Annotated in this window: 11 protein-coding genes; 9 read left to right on the top strand and 2 right to left on the bottom strand. The window is 62.0% G+C overall.

Annotated elements, in window-relative coordinates; genetic code table 11:
• Nucleotides 1-200: 200 nt before the first annotated feature.
• Nucleotides 201-665, bottom strand: a complete 465-nt coding sequence (locus M2368_RS07430; protein WP_388024122.1) for a DUF2975 domain-containing protein — start codon at nt 663-665, stop codon at nt 201-203.
• A 216-nt stretch (nt 666-881) separates the two neighbouring features.
• On the opposite strand from M2368_RS07430, the gene M2368_RS07435 reads away from it, so the two are divergent.
• Entirely contained in the window at nt 882-1,244 is a 363-nt protein-coding gene (locus tag M2368_RS07435; protein ID WP_498724300.1) for a VOC family protein, read from the top strand.
• 53 nt (nt 1,245-1,297) lie between these two features.
• Here the strand turns inward: M2368_RS07435 and M2368_RS07440 are convergent, their stop codons facing one another.
• Nucleotides 1,298-2,965, bottom strand: coding sequence for a DUF885 domain-containing protein (locus M2368_RS07440; RefSeq protein ID WP_498724301.1), 1,668 nt, complete (start codon nt 2,963-2,965; stop codon nt 1,298-1,300).
• Between the two features lie 351 nt (nt 2,966-3,316).
• Here M2368_RS07440 and M2368_RS07445 point away from each other — a divergent pair, with 351 nt between their 5' ends.
• The 8 genes from M2368_RS07445 to M2368_RS07480 are packed head-to-tail and all read left to right on the top strand — an operon-like array spanning nt 3,317 to nt 19,601.
• Nucleotides 3,317-9,511: an Ig-like domain-containing protein gene (locus tag M2368_RS07445; RefSeq protein ID WP_498724302.1), complete on the top strand. Its 6,195-nt coding sequence runs from the start codon at nt 3,317-3,319 to the stop codon at nt 9,509-9,511.
• A gap of 49 nt (nt 9,512-9,560) precedes the next feature.
• Nucleotides 9,561-10,571 carry an AAA family ATPase gene (locus M2368_RS07450; protein WP_105661752.1) on the top strand — a complete coding sequence of 337 codons (1,011 nt, stop codon included), beginning with the start codon at nt 9,561-9,563 and terminating at the stop codon, nt 10,569-10,571.
• Complete coding sequence (locus M2368_RS07455; RefSeq protein ID WP_105661753.1) at nt 10,571-11,890, top strand: DUF58 domain-containing protein; 1,320 nt, start codon at nt 10,571-10,573, stop codon at nt 11,888-11,890. Before M2368_RS07450 ends, M2368_RS07455 begins: the two co-directional genes overlap by 1 nt.
• The gene (locus tag M2368_RS07460) at nt 11,887-14,241 is read left to right on the top strand and encodes a DUF4129 domain-containing transglutaminase family protein (protein ID WP_498724303.1); all 2,355 of its coding nucleotides are present in this window, start codon (nt 11,887-11,889) and stop codon (nt 14,239-14,241) included. The genes M2368_RS07455 and M2368_RS07460 overlap by 4 nt, the downstream gene beginning before the upstream one ends.
• Complete coding sequence (locus tag M2368_RS07465) at nt 14,232-15,329, top strand: RDD family protein (RefSeq protein ID WP_133833034.1); 1,098 nt, start codon at nt 14,232-14,234, stop codon at nt 15,327-15,329. Before M2368_RS07460 ends, M2368_RS07465 begins: the two co-directional genes overlap by 10 nt.
• Nucleotides 15,326-16,150 (top strand): PP2C family protein-serine/threonine phosphatase, encoded by an 825-nt coding sequence (locus M2368_RS07470; RefSeq protein ID WP_498724304.1) that lies wholly within the window; start codon nt 15,326-15,328, stop codon nt 16,148-16,150. The genes M2368_RS07465 and M2368_RS07470 overlap by 4 nt, the downstream gene beginning before the upstream one ends.
• Nucleotides 16,147-18,045: an FHA domain-containing protein gene (locus M2368_RS07475; RefSeq protein ID WP_133833032.1), complete on the top strand. Its 1,899-nt coding sequence runs from the start codon at nt 16,147-16,149 to the stop codon at nt 18,043-18,045. Before M2368_RS07470 ends, M2368_RS07475 begins: the two co-directional genes overlap by 4 nt.
• Nucleotides 18,042-19,601, top strand: a complete 1,560-nt coding sequence (locus M2368_RS07480; protein WP_133833031.1) for a serine/threonine-protein kinase — start codon at nt 18,042-18,044, stop codon at nt 19,599-19,601. Before M2368_RS07475 ends, M2368_RS07480 begins: the two co-directional genes overlap by 4 nt.
• Nucleotides 19,602-19,610 lie beyond the last annotated feature (9 nt).

Consider the following 19,610-nt stretch of genomic DNA (forward strand, 5'->3'; position numbering starts at 1 on the left):
ACGCAACATGACGGTATTTCGCCGTTTGTGCTTTATTGCACTGAAAAGCGGTGTCTAGGGTCACTGGACCGGCGAAATGGCGCACGATTTGTGCGAAGACTTCGGTGCGGGGACACAGATCTTCACATGGGAATTTTTGGCTCCGTGCCATTGTTGCTGGACTAATCGCCGTGACTGTGCTTGAAGAAGCATCGCTCACTTCACGCAGTTTGCTTTCGTATCCTGGACGCGAGCATGCCGCGCAGGGCGACCAGCAAGCAAGTGGCAGTTCCTCCCAGTGCCGCCCCGCCGGCAACGGCAAGGACGACACCGGGACCGCCAGCGCCGATAAACCCCAAGAGGTGAATTCCGAGTCCCAGGACCAGCAGGGTTGCTGCAGCGGCGGCGCAACTGGCGATGCTGAACCAGTGCAGTGAGCTGGCCTGGTAGAAGGTTCGGCGCCGAAGCTTCGATATGAGGATCCAAAAACAAATGAGGACAATCTGCAGGCAAGCAAGCCCGGCCGTCACTGCGCACCGGTACGGGGTCGCCAGATGGGCCACTTCGGGATGAATGTAGATGGTCTCCTCGATGAACATCGGCAAAATCAGCACTTGGCCAAGGAGCACCCCGAGGAAGATTGCGATGAGCGCGATTCGGGCGGGTAAAACTGCGAGACTGGTCATCTAATGATTTTCGGCTATTATCTATCGTTAATCAATAATTTCTTGTTGTTTTTCCCTGGAATATAGAGCTGGGCTCTTCAGTACTGCTTCCGTGATCTTGACCTGTCGGAACCATATGGAAAGGTAGAAGCCAGCAAGGCGTGGGAAATCCCTGGTTGCTGCATGGGCCGGAACTGAAAGAAGGAAATAATGCGGGTTTATATCACTAGTGTGTGCGTGGATGATCAGGCGAAAGCTAAAGCGTTCTATACCGAGGTGCTGGGCTTCAAGGTCAAGCACGATATACCTGTGGGCGAATACAGCTGGCTGACCCTTGTTGCAGCGGACCAGGAGCAAGGTCCTGAAGTGCTTCTGGAGCCTTCAGCACACCCTGCCGTTGGGCCGTACCGTTCAGCACTGAAAGCAGACGGCATCCCGGCAACTTCCTTTGCCGTTGATGATGTCCAGGTGGAATTCGAGCGTCTTAGCTCACTGGGCGTGAAGTTCACGCAAGAACCGACGGATGCCGGACCCGTTGTGGTTGCGACCTTTGATGACGCGTGTGGCAATCTGATCCAGATTTCCAGCTACAAGGGATAAAACGAATGGCGGTCCTGCCAATAAGCAGGACCGCCAAGCCGATTTCCTGGAGGCTACTTCACTAGGGCGCGCTTCAAGGTATCCAGGCCAACTGAACCGAGCTTCAATGCCGCGGTATGGAATTCCTTGAGCGAGAAGTCCTCGCCCTCGGCGGCCGCGAGATCGTCGCGGATCTGCTCCCAGAGCCGTTGGCCGATCTTGTAGGACGGAGCCTGGCCTGGCCATCCCAAATAGCGGTTGTACTCGAAGTCCAGCTGACCCGTGGACATGTCCAGATTCTTCTCCAGGAATTCATAGCCGTTTTCGGCGTTCCAGGTGCCGGTGCCCCACTGTGCAGGAACTTCCAAGCCCAGGTGAACTCCTATATCAAAGACCACTCGCGCGGCTCGAATGCGTTGCGCATCGAGCATGCCCATGTAATCGCCCGGGTCATCGAGGTAGCCCAGCTGGTGCATGAGGCGTTCGGAGTACAGCGCCCAGCCTTCGCCCTGGCCGGAAACCCAGCACATCAATCTGCGCCAGCTGTTGAGCGTGGAAGCCTGCATTTGGGCTGTACCGATCTGCAGGTGATGGCCGGGAACGCCCTCGTGATAGACGGTGGTGAGCTCGGCCCACGTGGTGAATTCATCTTCTCCAGGCGGAACCGACCACCACATCCGTCCCGGGCGGCTGAAGTCTTCTGATGGGCCGGTGTAGTACACGCCGCCATCCTGGGTCGGAGCGATCATGCATTCGATGCGGTCCATTGGCGCCGGGATGTCAAAGTGCTTGCCCGACAAGTCCGCCATGGCCTGGTCAGCCTTGCCCTGCATCCACTCCCGCAAGGCGTCGGTGCCTGAGAGCTTGCGCGCCGGATCCTCGTTGAGGATCTTCTTGGCTTCCTCGATCGTGGAGCCCGGTTTGATCTGCTGGGCGACGCGCCGCTGCTCGGCGATGATGGCATCGAGTTCGCCGACGCCCCAGGCATAGGTCTCTTCCAAATCCACTGCGGCGCCCAGGAAACGGCGGGACATCAGCGAGTAGTACTCTCGGCCCACCGCGTCTTCGGCCGGTGCCTGTGCCAGGAGTTCATCTTGCAAGTACGCGGTGAGTTTGCGGTAGGCATTCTTCGCGGCTTCGGCTCCGGCTTCCAGCTGTGCTTGCAAAGCGGTATCCACTGCGGTGCCGGAGGTGGCCAACTGGTCGAAGAATCCGCCATCCTTGGCGTAATCGGTGGTTTGCGTGATCACTATGGACACTTGGCGCTGCGCCGCAACCAGATCATTTGAAGCGGAATCACGCAAAGATGCGATGTAGCCGTCAATCGCAGCCGGAATGTTGGACATTCGCTGGGCGATGAAAGCGTAGTCCTCGGAGGACTCCTGCGGCATCAAATCGATGATTGAGCGGATTTCCTGTGCCGCGCTGGCGATATTGTTCAGCTCGGTGCGCCCGGTGAACAGGATTTCCAGTTCGAGGCTCAATCGCTCGGTCATCGCGTCAAGCGAGACTTCGTCAATTGCGTCGACCGCAGTGGCGTTGGCCAATGCGCCCAAAGTCTCCCGCAGTAAGCTGATCTGCTGGGTGGTGCCAGCAGGGGAGTAGTCGCCATAGGTGGTCTCGTAGCCTGGCAGGCCAAGGGAAACTCCCCATTCCGGGGTCAGTTCAAGGGACTTGGCGAAGAAGGCTTCGGCGATCTGGTCGATGGCCGAAGGCTCGCGGTGCGGTGCAGAGGATGTCATGTAACTAACAGTAGTTGATATGAAAGATTTGTTGAAGACTTTTGCGCAGGTTCGGTCTGAACTGCTTCCGCGGTCGTCTAGCAGGTGCTTCCAGGCGCGGGTTATGCCGCTGGACCTGCCGAAAAGGAATCAAAGGGCATCTGCGGTCGCATAGGCGGTTCCCGCTGATGAAGATGAAGCACGCGAATTGTCTTGCGTTGATGAATCGCCCAGTCAGTGCCCATGGGGAGAACTCTCCATGGCGGAGGTTTTGTCAGTTCGTTAGAATTGGAGGGCGTTGAGTCTGGCTATGGGGAATAAGGCCGGATTCTGGCGCACACTCGTACCAGCAAACCAAGGACTGACCTCTAGATGGCCAAAGCCGCTTCGACCGGATGGACCGGACTGCTCAAAAGCACCGGGTTCAAGGTGACTGCGATCCCAGTCGTGGCGGCCCTTGCCGTCACCGGCGCCATTATCTATCCGGGCTTCGAAACAGCTGACGTGGAACTCAACGACGGTGGTGTCTGGGTAGTCAATCAGTCCGAAGGCAAGATCGGGCATGTCAACTACCAGTCGCGCACCATCGACGGTGGCGTTGCCACCCCGCTGGCCAACTATGACCTGGTGCAGCATGAAGAAAGCGTGCTGGTACGCAACCTGGAACAGGCCTCGCTGACCACTATTGACCCCGCGATGGTGCAATTTGCTGGCGATAACAACCTGCCAGCTAACTCATCCTTCTCCTTCGGTGCGTCCGTTGTCGCCGTCACCGACGCGGAACACGGAACTGTCCAGGCCAGCAACCTCGAACAGATTGCCGATTTCAAGGGCGAAGGCGCCGAACCGCTGATCGAGTCCAAGGGCGAAGTCGCCGCCGTGGTTGGCGCCGACGACACCATCTGGGCCGCAGACCTCGGCGCAGGAACCCTTTCCAGCTTCACCCTGGACGACGACGGGAAAGCCGAACTCGCCCAGGAATTCGAAATTCCGGAACTGGCCGAGATGAAGGAGCCGCAGCTTTCGTCCGTCGGCAAGATCGGCGTGGTCTTCGATGAAGCCACCGGCGAACTGGTCACCTCGGAGGGCAACTCCGCAATTCTCGAGAATCCTGCCAACGCCCGGATCCAGTCTCCGGGCCCGGCAGCCGAGAACATTGCTGTGGCCCTGGACCAGTCGCTGGCAACGGTGAGCCTGTCCGGCAAGGACACCAACTATGAGCAGCTGGAAACCGCTGGCACCCCTATCCAGCCGGTGCGCGTGGGAACGTGCACCTACGCGGCCTGGCAGACCAGCGGCGAGTATCTGCGCTTCTGCGATGACCCGGCACATAACCAGAGCACCGCAATTCCGGAAATGCCAGAAGGCGCTGAACTGGCGTTCCGCGTCAACCGGGACGTGGTCGTGCTCAACGACGTGCATTCGGGGCAAGTCTGGTTGGCCAATGAAGGCATGGAAATCGTCAGCAACTGGAGTGATCTGGAACCGCCTGCTGGCAAGGGCGAAGCCAAGGAAGAAGAAACCAAGGAAATCACCGACGCCATCGAGCTGCCCAACCGCACCGAGGAAAACAAGAAGCCGATCGCCGAGGACGACAGCTATTCGGTACGCCCCGGCCGCACCACCTTGCTGCCGGTGCTCTATAACGACGTGGATCCGGACGGCGATTTGCTGACCGCGAACCTGGAAGGCGCTGCGCCCTCGGTAGGTGCCGTGCAGCCGGTCCATGACGGCACCGGATTCCAGATTGTGGTCCCCGAAGATGCCAGGGGCGGCGCGAGTTTTTCCTACACCACCAAAGACGGCCGCGGGGGACAGGACACCGCGACCGTCAAGCTGAACGTGGTGGACGATGAAACCAATAAGGCTCCGGAACAAAAGCGCACCACCGTGCTGCGCGTGCAGCAGGGCGAGTCAGTCAGCCACAACGTGCTCGCTGACTGGACCGACGCGGAAGGCGATGACCTCCGCTTGCTCGGTGGAACTTCCGATGGCGATGATGTGATCCGCGTCCAGCCCGATGGCACCTTGACGTTCCAGGATGACGGAAAGAAGCTGGGGCAAAAGGAATTGGCCATCCAGGTTTCCGACGGGCAGGAGGGCACCAAGGGCCGGGTCCTGATCGAGGTCTTGGCCGACGCCACCGTCAAACCGGTGACCGCAACCGATCATGTGGTGGCCAATATCAATGAATCCGCCAGTTTCTCCCCGCTGGAAAATGACACTGATCCCAGCGGGGACGGTCTGCGGCTGGCCGGCGTGGATGATGTTCCCGGGTTGGAAATCAAAACCAACGCACAGACCGGAACCGTGACCGCACGTGCCGAACGCGCCGGAACCTACTACGTTGAATACATGGCCACCAACGGCCCGGCCAGCGCCCCGGGCCTGGCCCGCATCGATATCAAGAAGCCGGAAGAAAATGCCGAGGATCCGATCGCGGTACGCGATGTCGCCTTGCTGCCTGCCGGCCAGGATGTACTGGTCAACGTGCTGGGCAACGACACCGACCCGGCCGGTGGCGTACTGGTGGTAACCGGCGTGCAGACCGCCAGCGACAAGCCGTTCTCCACCTCCGTAGAACGCAATACCTTTGTCCGCATCACCGACGTGCGCGGCCTCACCGACCCGACCACCATTAGCTACACCGTGTCCAATGGCTCTCGTGAAGCGACCGGTTCCATCCGCGTGATTCCGATTCCGGCACCACCACGCATGGATCCGCCGCAGGCCAACCCGGACACCGTCACCGTCCGCGAGAACGACGTGGCCACCGTCAAGGTTCTGGAAAACGACATCCACCCGAACGGCGGAGATTTGCTCTTGCGTCCCGAGCTGGAAGAAGCTGATGATCTGGGAGAAGGGTCCCTGATCTCGGTTGCCGACGAAACGATTCGATTCCGCGCCGGCGACTTTGGCGGCAAGGCCAAGCAGGTTTCCGCGGTCTACACCGTGGCAGGACCTGATGGCCAGGAAACCAGCGCCAGCGTCACCTTCAACGTCCTGCCCGAGGCAGAAGCCAATGACCTGGAAAAGAACACCCCGCCGAACCCGGAACCAGTCACCGGGCGGGTCTTCGCCGGCTCCAGCACCAACGTGCTGATCCCGATTGACGCTATCGACCCCGATGGCGACTCGGTCTCCCTCGTGCAATTCGGCGATTCCCCGCGCATGGGCACCGCGAAGATCCGCGGGGCCTCCATCGACTACACGGCTAACCCCGATGCCTCGGGCACCGATGAATTCAGCTACGTGGTGGAAGACCGTTTGGGTGCCCGCGCCACCGGCACGATCAAGATCGGCGTGGCACCGCTTGCCGAATCGAATAATTCCCCGGTTGCCGTCAACGACTTCTTGACCGTGCGCCCCAACCGCCCGGTGGCGGTGGACGTGATGGACAACGACACCGACCCGGATGGCGACCCGATCGCCTTGATGAGCGAAGTCTCCACCGAAGCCAGCACGGAGGTGGAAGTCATTGACGGCCGCGTCACCCTGACCTCGCCCCCGGAAGACGGCAACGTTTCGGTGCGCTACATGATTTCCGACGGCCGCGGCGGCACCGCGGCGGGCACGCTGAGCATCAAGTCCGATCCAGAGGCCCAGCTGCTGGCGCCCATTGCCCGCGATGACCGGGTTTCCTTGGAAGAAGTCATCGGCGATGAACAAGTGACCGTAGATATCTTGCGCAATGACGAGGACCCGGATGGCAGCTCCAGCGAATTGGAGATCAGCTTGCCGGATAACCCGTCTACTGCCCAAGTCACCGAAGATGGCCTGGTCGTCACCGCCACCGAGGACGCGCAGATCATTGCCTACACCCTGACCGACCCCGACGAACTGGCTTCTACTGCCTTCGTCCATGTGCCAGGCACCGCTGGAGCACGGCCAATCCTGCACAGCGGGCTGAATCTGCAGGTCGAGGCGGGACAGGTCCTGCCACTGAACCTGGATGACCTGGTCCTCGTCCGTGAGGGACGCACCCCGCGCTTGACCACCGAAGAGTCGGTGGCCTCGATGCCGCAAAACGACGGCGAGCTGGTCAAGTCCGCCACCGAGCTTTCCTTCCGTGCACCGGTCGATTTCGACGGCTCGGCTACCGTCAGCTTCGAAGTCACCGACGGCACCGGCCCCGACGATGAAATGGGCCTGAAGTCCAAGCTGACCCTGCCAATCAATGTCACCCCGGCTCCGCGCCAGAACGATTCCGAGGAACGCCAGAACCAGAACGAGGAAGGCCAACCGGAGGAGGAAGAGCCAGAGGAAGAGGAAGAAGAGCAGCCGCAGGAGGAGAACTTCGCTCCGACCCTGCAGGCCAATGCCTTGGCCGTGGGCCAGGGCGAGGAGCCAGCCTTCCTGGACCTGCGCATGGCCGCCAACGATGCCAATGAAGACGACGTTCCGAAGTTGAAGTTCGCCATCTCTTCGGTGGATATCCAAGGTGTCCAGGCCGAACTGGTCGAAGAGCATAACCTGAAGGTCAGCGCCGGAGCTTCGACCCCGAAGGGCACCACCGGTACCGTCACCGTCACGGTCAGCGACGGTGTGAACCCGCCGGTTCCGGCCGCCATGAACATCACCGTGACCGGCTCGGTCCGCGAGCTGCCGGTAGCTGTGGCCGATAACGTGGCCGATGCGGCCCAGGGCAAGACCGAAGTGGTCGATGTGCTGGCCAACGACCACAACCCGTACGCGGATGAAGGCCCGCTGCGCCTGATCAACGCCCGCGCCCTGGAAGACACCGGGGAAGTGGAAACGAGCGGCGACAAGGTATCCATCACCCCGAAGGACAACTTCGTGGGCACCATGCGGGTGGAATACACCATTGGCGATGTCACCGAAGACGTGGCACGCAACGTCATCGGTACCGTGACGCTGAACGTCAAGGGCGCCCCGGAAGCCCCGGGCCTGCCACGCGTCCAGTCCACCGGGGATGAGAAGGCTGTGCTGCAGTGGGATCCACCGGCCAACAACGGCTCGCAGATCACCCACTACACCGTGACCGGCGGCGGGCACACCCAGCGGTGCGCCACCACCACCTGCACCATCACCCCGCTGGCCAACGACACCGTATACAACTTCACGGTGACCGCCGCCAACGAGATCGGCCAGTCCCCGGCCTCGGCGCCGTCAGCCGATGCCCGACCGGACGTGGAACCCGAACAGCCTGCCGCCCCGACCGGCACCGACGGCGACCAGCAGGCGGCCTTCAAGTGGACTGCCCCCGCCAGCCGGGGTTCGGCCATCCAGAGCTACACCTTGGAGATCTCCCCGGCACCGGCCAACGGCGTCACCCAGGTCACCGGCATTACCGGCACTTCCTATACCTGGAAGGGCCTGAAGAACGGCACCGATTACCAGGTCCGCGTGCGTGCGGTGAACAAGGCATCCAAGCCATCGGCCTTCAGCGCCTACTCGGCAGCCGTGACCCCGGCTGGCAAGCCGTTCAAGCCGTCCGCCCCCACCGCGGCCCGCAAGGAATCCGCGGTGGATGGCGGCGTGGTCAACGTCGCCTGGAACGCACCGGGCACCAATGGCGCACCGATCACCGGCTATGCCCTGCGCGTCTACAAGTCCGGAACCCTGGAGAAGACCATTGGCTCCATTGCGGCCAACCAGACCAGCCAGTCGGTCACCGGCCTGAGCACCTCGGGTTCCTACACCTTCACCATCGCGGCAACCAACCGCAAGGGCAGCTCGGAACAGAGCTCGAATTCGGTGGCGGTGACCCCGTACGGGCGTCCAAAGGCCGTGTCCAGCGTGAGCGCCAAGGCCACCGGCGCCAATCGCATGGTGCAACTGGGCTTCCAGGCTCCTGCGGCCAACGGCTCGAAGATCACCGGATACCAGTACTCCGCCGATGGCGGAGGGTGGCAGTCCTTCGGCGGCCCCGGCTCGGTGATCGACACCGGTTCCAACGGCACCGCGCATACCTGGCGCGTGCGTGCCTTGAATGCTGCCGGCCCGGGAGACCCCAGCCCGGCCAGCAACCAGACCAGCGCCTACGGTCCGCTGCGCGACAACGCGAAGATTTCCTCGTCGCATGGCGATAACTGGATTTCCTTCAGCTGGAATACAGCCGCCGGCGAATCCAACGGACGCAAGGTCACCCAGACGGTAGCCATTGGCGGGTCTAACACGGCTAACGACGGTACGGAGAAGGTCAGCAACCTGGGCTACTCCACGAGCCGCACCCTCAAGATCGTGGCAACGGATACCGAAGGCCAGAGCAAGTCCTGGTCCAAAACGGATCAGACCAATCCTAAACCGGCCCGTTCGGTGAAGCTGTCCGAAGGACCGTTGTACAACGGCTACGCGAACTCCACCTGCCCGCCGAACTGCTACAAGTACCACGTGGAGCTCTACGACTTCGACCCGGGCACCCACACCTACCTGGCGCAGTGCTACCACTCCAAGGGAATGTTCTCGGATAATTACGTGACCTTCAACGTCGACGGCAATGGCCGGGCCTCCAAGGACCTGCCATGCGTGATCGAATCGGGATATGCCCAGCCGTACTTCGCGAAAATCGACGGCACGGAATCCGACCGGGTTAATTTCAGATAAGCGCGGCATCGACCGAGCATCAAGACGTACAGAAAGAACAAACACTGCCATGACCATGAGCACCGAGCAGGCCAACTGGTTCTGCGATACCTTCGCCAAATTGGTGTCCAATGTCGGACTGTCCGTGCTGGGCAAGGACCAGGCCATCAAGCTGGTGCTAACTGCCATGCTCACCGAAGGGCACGTGCTGCTCGAAGACGCACCGGGCACCGGCAAGACCATGCTGGCCCGCTCGCTGGCCGCCACGGTGCGGGGCAGCAACTCGCGCATCCAATTCACCCCGGACCTGTTGCCCTCGGACGTCACCGGCATCACCATCTACGACCAGCGCAGCGGGCAGTTCGACTTCCACCATGGACCGATCTTCGCCAACCTCGTGCTGGCCGATGAGATCAACCGCGCGTCTCCAAAGACCCAGTCGGCGTTGCTGGAAGTCATGGAAGAAGGGCGGGTCACCGTCGATGGCACCACCTACCCGCAGGCTCGCCCGTTCATGGTGATTGCCACCCAGAACCCGATCGAGCAGGCCGGTACCTACCGGCTGCCCGAAGCCCAGCTGGACCGTTTCCTGATCAAGACCTCCATCGGGTATCCGGACCGGGAAGCCACCGTGGCGCTGCTTTCGGGCAGCACCCAGCGTGACCGCTCGACCGCGCTGAGCGCCATCATCACTACCGAAGCAGTGGTGGAAATGGCCGAGCTGGCAACCACCGTGCATGTGGACACCGCCGTGCTGGAGTACGTCGCGGCGCTGTGCGAAGCGACCCGCGAAGTTCCGGAAACCCGTTTGGGAGTTTCGGTCCGCGGAGCCCTGGCGATGGTGCGCGCGGCCAAGGTGTGGGCTGCCAGCCAGGGACGGAACTACGTGCTGCCGGATGACATCAAGGAATTGGCGCCCTATATCTTCACCCATCGCCTGGTGCTGGACCCGGAAGCGGAATTCACCGGCACCACCTCCGCCCAGGTCATCACCTCGGTGCTGCGCAAGGTCCCGGCCCCAACCCGCCGTGGCAATGAAGACTCCGCTCCGGCCGCCGGCAAGGACCAGGACGAGCATTAATGAGCAGACGAGCTAAGCGTTCTGCACGGAGCACCAGGCTGAATCGCAGGGCCGAAATGTCGCTGACCATGGCCAGCGAAGCAATGCAGGTGCTGCGCGAATACCTGCGCCCTGCAACAGCGCGGGTCAAGGAATTCAGCACCCGTTTCCTCGCACCGGTCACCACGGTCATTTCGCCGCTGGGCTTCGTGCTGCTGGGTACAGCGATTCTCCTGTGGATCCTGGGCGCCAGTTTCGGCTGGCAGGAGGCCCTGCTCGGCGCCTTCATGGCCACCTTGCTGCTGCTGGCTTCCGTGGGATTCATCCTGGGCCGCAATGATTTCAGCGTGGACCTGGACCTGCACCGCACCCGTGTCGCTGTGGGGGACCGCGCCGTTGGCGCCCTGCAGGTGGCCAACCAGGCCTCGCGCAGCGCAGCGCCGGTGATGATGGAACTTCCGGTAGGCCATGGTGCCGCCCAGTTCCGGATCCCGCGCCTGGAGCCGCAAGGAACGCACGAAGACCTGTTCACCATCCCGACCCAGCGCCGCCAGGTGCTGGAGGTGGGGCCGGTCCGCTCGGTCCGCCAGGACCCCTTCGCCATTCTGCGCCGGCAGGTGAAATGGACCGACCGCTACGAGCTGTTCATCCATCCGCGCACCACCGCGCTCGATGGCTCCTCTGCTGGTTTCATCCGCGACCTCGAAGGCATGCCCACTTCGGATCTCTCGAACTCCGATGTGTCCTTCCACGCCCTGCGCGAATACCAGGCAGGAGACGACCGCCGCCATATCCACTGGAAGTCAACGGCGCGTACCGGTGAATTGATGGTCCGCCAGTTCGAAGAGACCCGGCGTTCGCACCTGGCACTGAGCCTGAGCACCAATCTGGACGAGTACTGCGAGGCGCACGCAGAGGAAGATTTCGAACTGGCTATTTCGGTCGCTGCCTCCATCGGGCAGCAGGCAGTGGCGGAACAGCGCAAGCTGGCCATCGTGACCCAGCAAGGTCCGGTGCGCACCGACAGCGGCCGCATGATGATGGACTCGCTGACCCGCATCGAAGCAGCCGCTGGCCAGCGCGAGAACCTGGTGCAGGTGGTTCGCCACACCGCCGATATCGTGCCCGGAGCGTCGGTGCTTTTCTTCCTCACCGGCACCAGGACCAGTGCAAAGTCGCTGCGCGAAGCCTGGATGCATGTGCCTGCCGGAGTGCGCGCCATCGCTATCAGGTGCGAGACCGGCATGGAGCCGACGCGCTCGAACATTGGCGAGCTGACGGTACTGAGCCTGGGCAAACTGGAAGAACTCGGCTTGATGCTGCGAAAGGCCGTGGCATGAAACAGACTTTGCCCCTCTGGCGCTTCGGCGTTGACGCGGCCTGCCTGGGATTGGCCCTGGTCCTTGGTGCCCTGGGTCTCCTGGACGCCTACGGCGCGAGCTTGAACTTCATCCTGGCTGCCGTGGGCGGAATTGTTGCCGGTCTTGCTTTGGCCTGGGCCAATGTGCACTTCAAGCTGGGCACGTGGCGGACCATGGCCCTGTTCGCACTGCTGTACCTCGTACTGGGCACGCCGTTGGCGACTCCACGCGAGGCTGCCTTCGGAATCTTGCCCACCGGGCAATCCCTGCGCACCTTGCTGACCGGCCTGGTCTTCAGCTGGAAAGACATGCTCACCGTGGCGTCACCGGTAGGCTCCTACGGCGGCGTACTGATCGTGGCCTTCCTTTCCGCGCTGCTCACCGCGCTGCTGGCCGGCTTGGCGGCCTGGCATTTGCGCTCGCCGTATTGGACTTTGCTGCCGCTGCTGGCGATGTTCGTGCTGGGTATTGTTTTCGGCACCCGCGACGTGCCGATGCCGATCGCCCGTGGCGTCGCCTTGATTGCGGTATTGGTCGGTTGGCTTGCCTGGCGGCGCTTCATGGACACGCGCATTTCCGGCGGATTCAGCTCGGTGAACCACGAGCAGCTTGATTCCCATGGCGGCCAGCAGATGTTGCTGCGCCGCATCATCGCCGGAGCCCTGGTGCTGGCCGGAGCCGGCGTAGCGACCGCCGCGGCCACTCCGCTGCTGGCCCCCGAAACCCCGCGCCAGGTGTTGCGCGATGCGTTGGAACCACCGGTGGATCTCTACGATTATCCAAGCCCGCTGACGAGTTTCCGCAAGTATGTGAAGACAATGGCTGACGACACCCTGCTGACCGTCAAGGGCTTGCCAAAGGACGAGCGCATCCGCTTGGCCGCATTGGATTCCTACAACGGCATGGTCATCAACGTGGATCCTTCCGCTGGTGGCAGTTTTGCCCCCGTGGGTGATGCCAGCGATATTCGTTCTGCCCAGACGCTGGAAGGCCGCGAAGCGGCTGAACTTGAAATCTCGATCCAGGACTATGAAGGGGTGTGGGTTCCTTCCGGAGGCAAGCTCATGGGCTTGGATCTGGCCGGCGGTCGTGAAGATGAACTGGCCCGTTCCCTGTTCTACAGCGATACCTCTGAAAGCGCGCTGAGCTCCATTGGCCTGGAGAAGGGCGATGCCTACACGGCTAAGGTGCTCTTCCCCGCCAAGCCGAGCGATGACCAGCTCAATGAACTGGATTTGGCGCAGTTCCGCATGCCAGAGCTGGCCAATGTGCCAGCCACGGCGGGAGCCAAGGCCGCCGAATTCACCGGTACGGCACGCGGCGACCTGCAGCGCGTGCGGAGCATTGAAGCCATGCTTTCCGGAACCGGATTCTTCTCCAACGGCACCGAGAGCCAGGTTCCCTCGCTCTCCGGGCACGGAGCGGGACGTATCACCAGCCTGCTCGATGCCGAGCAGATGATCGGCGATGACGAGCAGTATGCTGTCGCGATGGCGCTGATGGCCCGCGAGCAAGGGATCCCTGCGCGCGTAGTCATGGGTTTCTACCCGGAGGAATACGCGCCGGGGAAAGCCGTTGAAATCAAGGGGTCCGATGTTCATGCCTGGGTGGAGATCGCTTTCGAGGAAATAGGCTGGGTTGCTTTCAACCCGACGCCGAATGAAGACGAGCAGCCCACTCCTCCGGAACAGGAACCCAAGGCTGTGCCGCAGCCGCAGGTGCTGCAACCGCCACCACCGGCGCAGGAAGAAGCGGATTTGCCTCCGCAAACTGCACCGGAGCCGCAGGAAGTCGAAGAGGAACCGAAAACCTTCTGGGAACGCTGGGGCCAGGTCATCATTGTCGCCGGCATTTCGCTGGGTTCGGTGCTGCTTGTGCTCTCGCCGCTGCTGCTGGTTGCCTTGCTGAAGCTGCGCCGCAGGCAGAAGCGTTCTCAAACCGGCAGCGCCGGTGACCGCGTGAGCGGTGGCTGGCAGGAATTGCTCAGCCATGCCACTGACCACCGAATCGCGACTGCCAGCGGTGCGACCCGGCGGGAAAGTGCCGGCGTGCTGGCCGACGGTTTCCCGGCGCTGTCCAGCCCGGTGCAGTCGCTGGCGCAGCGTGCGGATGCGGCGAACTTCGCGCTTGAAGAACCGACCGAAGAGCAAGTGCGGAAGTACTGGGAGGATGTCATTGCGCAGACCCAGAAGATGCAGGAGCCGCTGGGCTTCTTCGGCAAGATGCGGGTGAAATACTCTCCACGCTCTCTGATACACGAGTTGGCGGCTAAAACGGTCACCAGGGCACGAACATTGCAACGGAAAAACAGGAGCAAGCCATGGCGGTAAAAATGGACCTGGTAGATGCCCGAACTGCGCAGCGGCTGCTTTCGTGGCTCGTCGACTTCCTGCCAGTACTGGTCCTCTCGGCTATTTTCCTGCCGATGATCGGATCCAGGATGGTGAACTCGCTGGATGCGCCGCAGATCATGGGCGAGATCGCCGGAACGTACATCCTGTACGGCGTCCTGGCTCTGGCCTACACGGTGTTCTTGTGGTGGTGGGAAGCTGCTGCAGGCAAGAGTCTTGGCAATGTGCTCCTCGGGTTACGCACCGCTACTGTGTCAGGCGAGCGCCCGGGCTGGGGCAAGACCATTATTCGCCGTTTGCTGATAGCCGTCGCGGGTATCGTTCCGATCCTGGGACCGGTGCTTATGGTGATCTCCAACCAATTCGACGCGAACGGCAAGAAGCAGGGATGGCACGATAAGGCGGCCGGGACGCTGGTACTGGATATCAAGGCTGGACGGGATCCGCTGACTACCGGTGGTACCGGGGGACCGGGGTCTTTCGCGCCTGAGCCGCAGTATGCTCCGGGCCGTCGCTTCGTGGGCGAACCAGAAGAAGAGCCCGGCAAGTCCTCGGGAGTCATCGATTCGGTGCCAGGCGCCGTGCGCGCCACTGCGCCTGAGGCGCTCAAAGCGTCTCGTCCCCGTCCTGCCTCGCAGCCTAAGCCGGAGGCGAAGATCGTTGAAGTCGCTTCGTCCAAGTCCGGTGGTGACCCGGATGCAGATCTCGGTCACACGCAGATTCGTTCGCAATCGCCTGATGCCTTGCATCTGCTCTTTGACGATAGCCGGTGCCTTGACCTTGCTGGCAGCATCTTGATCGGACGCAACCCTTCCTACGCAGAGGGCGATGCAGGTGTTCACCTGGCCGTGGTGGATGATCCGGAACGCACCGTCTCCAAAACGCATCTGCTGATCGAGCCGGGAGTAGGCAGTGTCTGGGTTACGGACCGGGATTCGGGCAACGGCTCATCCATTGTCGATGAAGACGGAAACGTGCGCGAACTTGTCCCGGGCAAGCCGGAACAGGCAATGATTGGCCATACGGTGTACTTCGGTGACCGCTACTTCCAGGTGGAACGTCCATGACAGATACTAGCCCGGCATCCAGCCTCAGATTCAGCCACGGCCAGGCAACTGACCGTGGACTGCGCCGCGCCCTGAACGAGGACAGCTTGCTGGCCTCGGAACGGTTGCTGGCCATTGCCGATGGCATGGGCGGGCATGAGGCCGGTGAAATAGCTAGCGCCCTGTGCCTCAAGATCCTGAGTGCAGGATTCCAAGACGCCGGCACCAATCTCGATCCGGAAACCCTGGACGCGCTGCTGCTTGAAGCTGACCGCAGCATTGTGGAGGCAGGCTCCGGCCGAGCCGGAACCACACTCACCGGGGCCGTGCTGATTGATGCAAGGACCTCCAGCGGGCAGGAAGAACAACCCGAACTGCTGGTCTTCAACGTGGGCGACTCGCGCACCTACCTGTGGGCCCAAGGATTGCTGCAACAGGTCAGCATCGATCACTCCGAAGTGCAGGAGCTGATGGATATCGGCCAGCTGGACGCCGCGCAAGCGGCCACCCATCCGCGCCGGCACGTCATCACCCGCGCATTGGGGATCAACGCCAACAGCCAACCCGATTACTGGCTGGTGCCACTAGCAGGGCACGAACGCATTCTGGTCTGCTCAGATGGGCTGAGCAGCGAAGTCGGCGACGCCGCAATCCAGGAGATCCTCTCGCGTTTCCCGGATCCGCAGCAGGCGTCCGAGGAACTGGTCCAAGCGGCCATCGACGCCGGAGGACGCGATAATATCAGCGTGATCGTCGCCGACGTGCAGTATGGGCACCCCGATGATGTTGGCATTACAATCCCACGCATATCGACCACGAGCCACCAAGAGGAGAAATCATGAACGGCCTGAGTTACATTCCCGGAGACTGGTACGCCCTGGTGAATAACCAGCACATCGTCCTGCTTCCTGCCAGCGCCAGCGCCGAACAGGTCAACGTTTTGTGGTCCAACCTCGTTGGGAAGACGACGGTGGAAGCACTGCTCTCAGAGCTGTTGCCGCTTTACCAGATGAACATTGCCGAGCTGCCGAACTTCGCTTTGGTTTCCCGGGACAGGGCACCGCATCTGGTCTTGCGGGGAGCCCCAGAATTTACCGCACGGACAGCTGCCGGTGACGAGCTGGTCAGCGGTGCCGGCATTGCGACCTGGACCGAACGCAAACTTGGCGAGTCGAAGTCATGGACTTTGAGCACCGGTTCGGCGAATCCTGAAGCTGCGTTCGCGCTGCCAATTAGCGAAGGCATTGTTCGAGTATCAAGCCTTGAGTGGGGCACCGAAGGGGACGCCGCTGCTGGTGCGCCCGCCGGTGCCGCATCCAAATCACCTGCCACCCCTTCTGCTCCGGCCAAAGCAGCTCCAAGCGTGATGGCGCCTGCCGCCGCTGCGGCCAAGCCTGCTGCGGCTCCGGCAAAGGCGCCAGCGCCAACTGCGGCTAAGCCTGCTGCTGCGCCCGCGCAGGCAAAAGCCCCCGCAGCAACGGCGGCTAAGCCTGCGGCGGCCCCCGCTGTTGCCAAGCCGGCGGCTGCTCCGGCAAAAGCTCCAGCGGCAGCGAAAGAGCCAGCGCCAGCTGCGGCTAAGCCTGCGGCGGCCCCCGCTGTTGCCAAGCCGGCGGCTGCTCCGGCAAAAGCTCCAGCGGCAGCGAAAGAACCAGTGCCAGCTGCGGCTAAGCCTGCGGCGGCGCCCGCGCAGGCAAAGACCCCCGCAGCAACCGCGGCCCAGCCTGCTGCTGCGCCCGCGCCGGCAAAGGCCCCAGCGGCAGCGAAAGAACCAGCGCCAACTGCCGCCAAGCCGGCATCCGACCCGGGCGCCGCCGCGCCGTCCAAAGAAGCAGGAGATCCCAAGGGCCCCGCAGCTGTGCTGGCACGAGCAGCCAAGGCAGCCGACGCGGCCAAGGTATCTGCACAGGGTGCCGGGGATGAGCAGACAGATGGCACGGCAACGAGTTATGCGCTGCCGCCGACCGAAGTCTCGGAAGAAACTCAGGATCCAGCACAATACGAGCAGGAAGCCTACTCGGAGGAACTATCGCTGGGCGGACAGCTGCTGGGCGCCAGAGGTGCAGCAGAGACCGTCTACGATACCGGCCAGGGCGATGATCTGGACACGATTATCAAACCGCGCCCGGGAAGTCCTGCCTCTTCGGCGCGGCCGGTTGAACCAGCCGACGACGAGCACACGATCATCCGCGGCTCCAGTGTTCCGAAATCCAGCGCCGCTTCAGGTTTGGACGCCAAGGACGGCACCGAAAATTCGGTGTCGCTGAATGAATTCATCTTGGCCCGCTCTTGCTCCAAGCGGCATCCCAACCCTCCAACTGCCTCGACCTGCCGGGAATGCGGCGAGCGCCTCACCGGCCAAGCGCAGCAAGTTCGCAAACCGGCCATGGGGCGCATGATTGTCAGCGATCACAGTGGCGCCCGCGAATACGCCCATGAACTGAACCGCTCGGTGATCCTGGGGCGCCAGCCAAGCGCAGCAGCCATCAAATCCGACACCGAACCCCGCCTGCTGAAGGTGGAAAGCCCAAGCGGTGATATCTCCCGTTCGCACCTGCATGTGCGAGTGGAAGGATGGCATGTGCAGCTGGTTGACCTGGGTGCGACTAATGGCACCGTGCTCCTGCGCGAAGGGCAGCGGCCACGGCGCCTGTCCCGGCACCAGGAGATCATGCTGATCAACGGCGATGTTGCTGATCTGGGCGATGGCGTGAGCATACGCTTCGAGGATCTGGCGTGAGCCTGCGGCGCGCGCCAGCTCCGGCACCGCAGATCCCGGGATTCACCTACGTCAAGCCGCTGGGCACGGGCGGATTTTCCGATGTCTACCTGTACGAGCAGCACCGGCCCAACCGCAAGGTGGCGGTGAAGGTGCTGCTGGCGGATGTCAGCGATGAGGAAGCCCGCCAGCGATTCGAGGCGGAAGCCAACTTGATGGCCCAGCTGTCCACCCATCCGTATATTGTCACGATCTACCAAGCGGAGATCACCGAAGACGGACGTTCCTATTTGGCCATGGAGTATTGTTCCCGGCCTTCTTTGGACGTCCGATACCGTCGTGGCGTCCTGAGCATTGATGAAACGCTGTCCCTGGCGATCCAGTTGTGTTCAGCGGTGCATACTGCGCATCTTGCTGGCATTGTGCATCGCGATATCAAGCCGGGAAACGTGCTGACCACCGACTACAACAGGCCGGCGCTGACCGACTTCGGCATCTCGGGAACTATCGGTTCACACACCGCTGGGCTTTCGGTGCCATGGTCCGCACCGGAAGCCTTCGGCGATGGCATGCCTCCGGGTGTGCGCATGGATGTGTACTCGCTCGGTGCCACGATCTATACGATCTTGGCCGGGCATTCGCCATTCGTCCGTCCTGGACAGGATAATTCGCAGGCAGTACTCATTGAGCGGATTTGCAATACGCCGTTGGTGCCGTTGGAACGGCTTGATGTTCCTGAATCATTGAGCCAGGCGCTGGCGGTAGCCATGGCGAAGAACCCGGCGTCGCGATTCGGCTCGGCTGCCGAACTGGCCCGCTCGATGCAACGAATCCAGATCGAGCTGGGCTTCTCGGTCACGCCCTTTGAAGTACTTGAAGAACCTGCAGAAGCGGTTGACGAAGATCACGGCGAGAGCACTCGCGTTCGCAATGTTACTTCGATTAGCGATGCGCAGCGTCCGCTGCCTACCCCACCGATGATTTCCTCCGTTCCCGGGCAACGGCTGCGGCAGGCAGGACCGTCAGTTCCAATACCGCGGCTGGAAATGCCGAAGGATTCCATTTCGGCTCCGGGCCAGCAGAGCGCAGCTCCAGGCGAATCAGGAACGCCGGTGGACGCGCCGGCAGAACCGAAGCCGCGCCAGGGACTGCCGAAGGTCTTCATCGCAGTGGGCCTTGTGCTATTTCTCCTGGTTGGCGGCGCTGTCATTGCCAACATGTACTTGCCCGACCAAAATGCTGCACAGCGTTCTGGCCCGCCTATTACAGCGACGGACGGGCCCAAGGATGCATTGGTTGGCGGCACTGTGCCGAAGGTGGATAATTTTGCGTACTCCACGGTCGGAGAAACTGTAACTTTCCGTTGGTCCAACCCAGAACCGAATAAGGCAGACCATTACCGGTGGGCTCCAATTACCGCCACGGAAACGGGAGAATACAAGCAGACGATGTCCCCAAGCGCCACTACCGAGATCGGGAAAGGCGGACAAACCTGTATCGAGGTCAAGCTCGTGCGCGATGATGGACGTATCTCGGATGGAGCACGGTTCTGCACCGCCGCAGGTTCAGGAAAGTAGGCAAGAGAG

This window comes from Arthrobacter sp. JUb119 (assembly GCF_024807995.1).
Lineage (GTDB): Bacteria > Actinomycetota > Actinomycetes > Actinomycetales > Micrococcaceae > Glutamicibacter.

Bases quoted from the DNA above. Each gene is read 5' to 3' on its own strand.
- M2368_RS07475 (WP_133833032.1), top strand. From the start codon at position 16,147: ATGAACGGCCTGAGTTACATTCCCGGAGACTGGTACGCCCTGGTGAAT.
- M2368_RS07460 (WP_498724303.1), top strand. From the start codon at position 11,887: ATGAAACAGACTTTGCCCCTCTGGCGCTTCGGCGTTGACGCGGCCTGC.
- M2368_RS07455 (WP_105661753.1), top strand. From the start codon at position 10,571: ATGAGCAGACGAGCTAAGCGTTCTGCACGGAGCACCAGGCTGAATCGC.
- M2368_RS07450 (WP_105661752.1), top strand. From the start codon at position 9,561: ATGACCATGAGCACCGAGCAGGCCAACTGGTTCTGCGATACCTTCGCC.
- M2368_RS07440 (WP_498724301.1), bottom strand. From the start codon at position 2,965: ATGACATCCTCTGCACCGCACCGCGAGCCTTCGGCCATCGACCAGATC.
- M2368_RS07445 (WP_498724302.1), top strand. From the start codon at position 3,317: ATGGCCAAAGCCGCTTCGACCGGATGGACCGGACTGCTCAAAAGCACC.
- M2368_RS07470 (WP_498724304.1), top strand. From the start codon at position 15,326: ATGACAGATACTAGCCCGGCATCCAGCCTCAGATTCAGCCACGGCCAG.
- M2368_RS07465 (WP_133833034.1), top strand. From the start codon at position 14,232: ATGGCGGTAAAAATGGACCTGGTAGATGCCCGAACTGCGCAGCGGCTG.
- M2368_RS07430 (WP_388024122.1), bottom strand. From the start codon at position 665: ATGACCAGTCTCGCAGTTTTACCCGCCCGAATCGCGCTCATCGCAATC.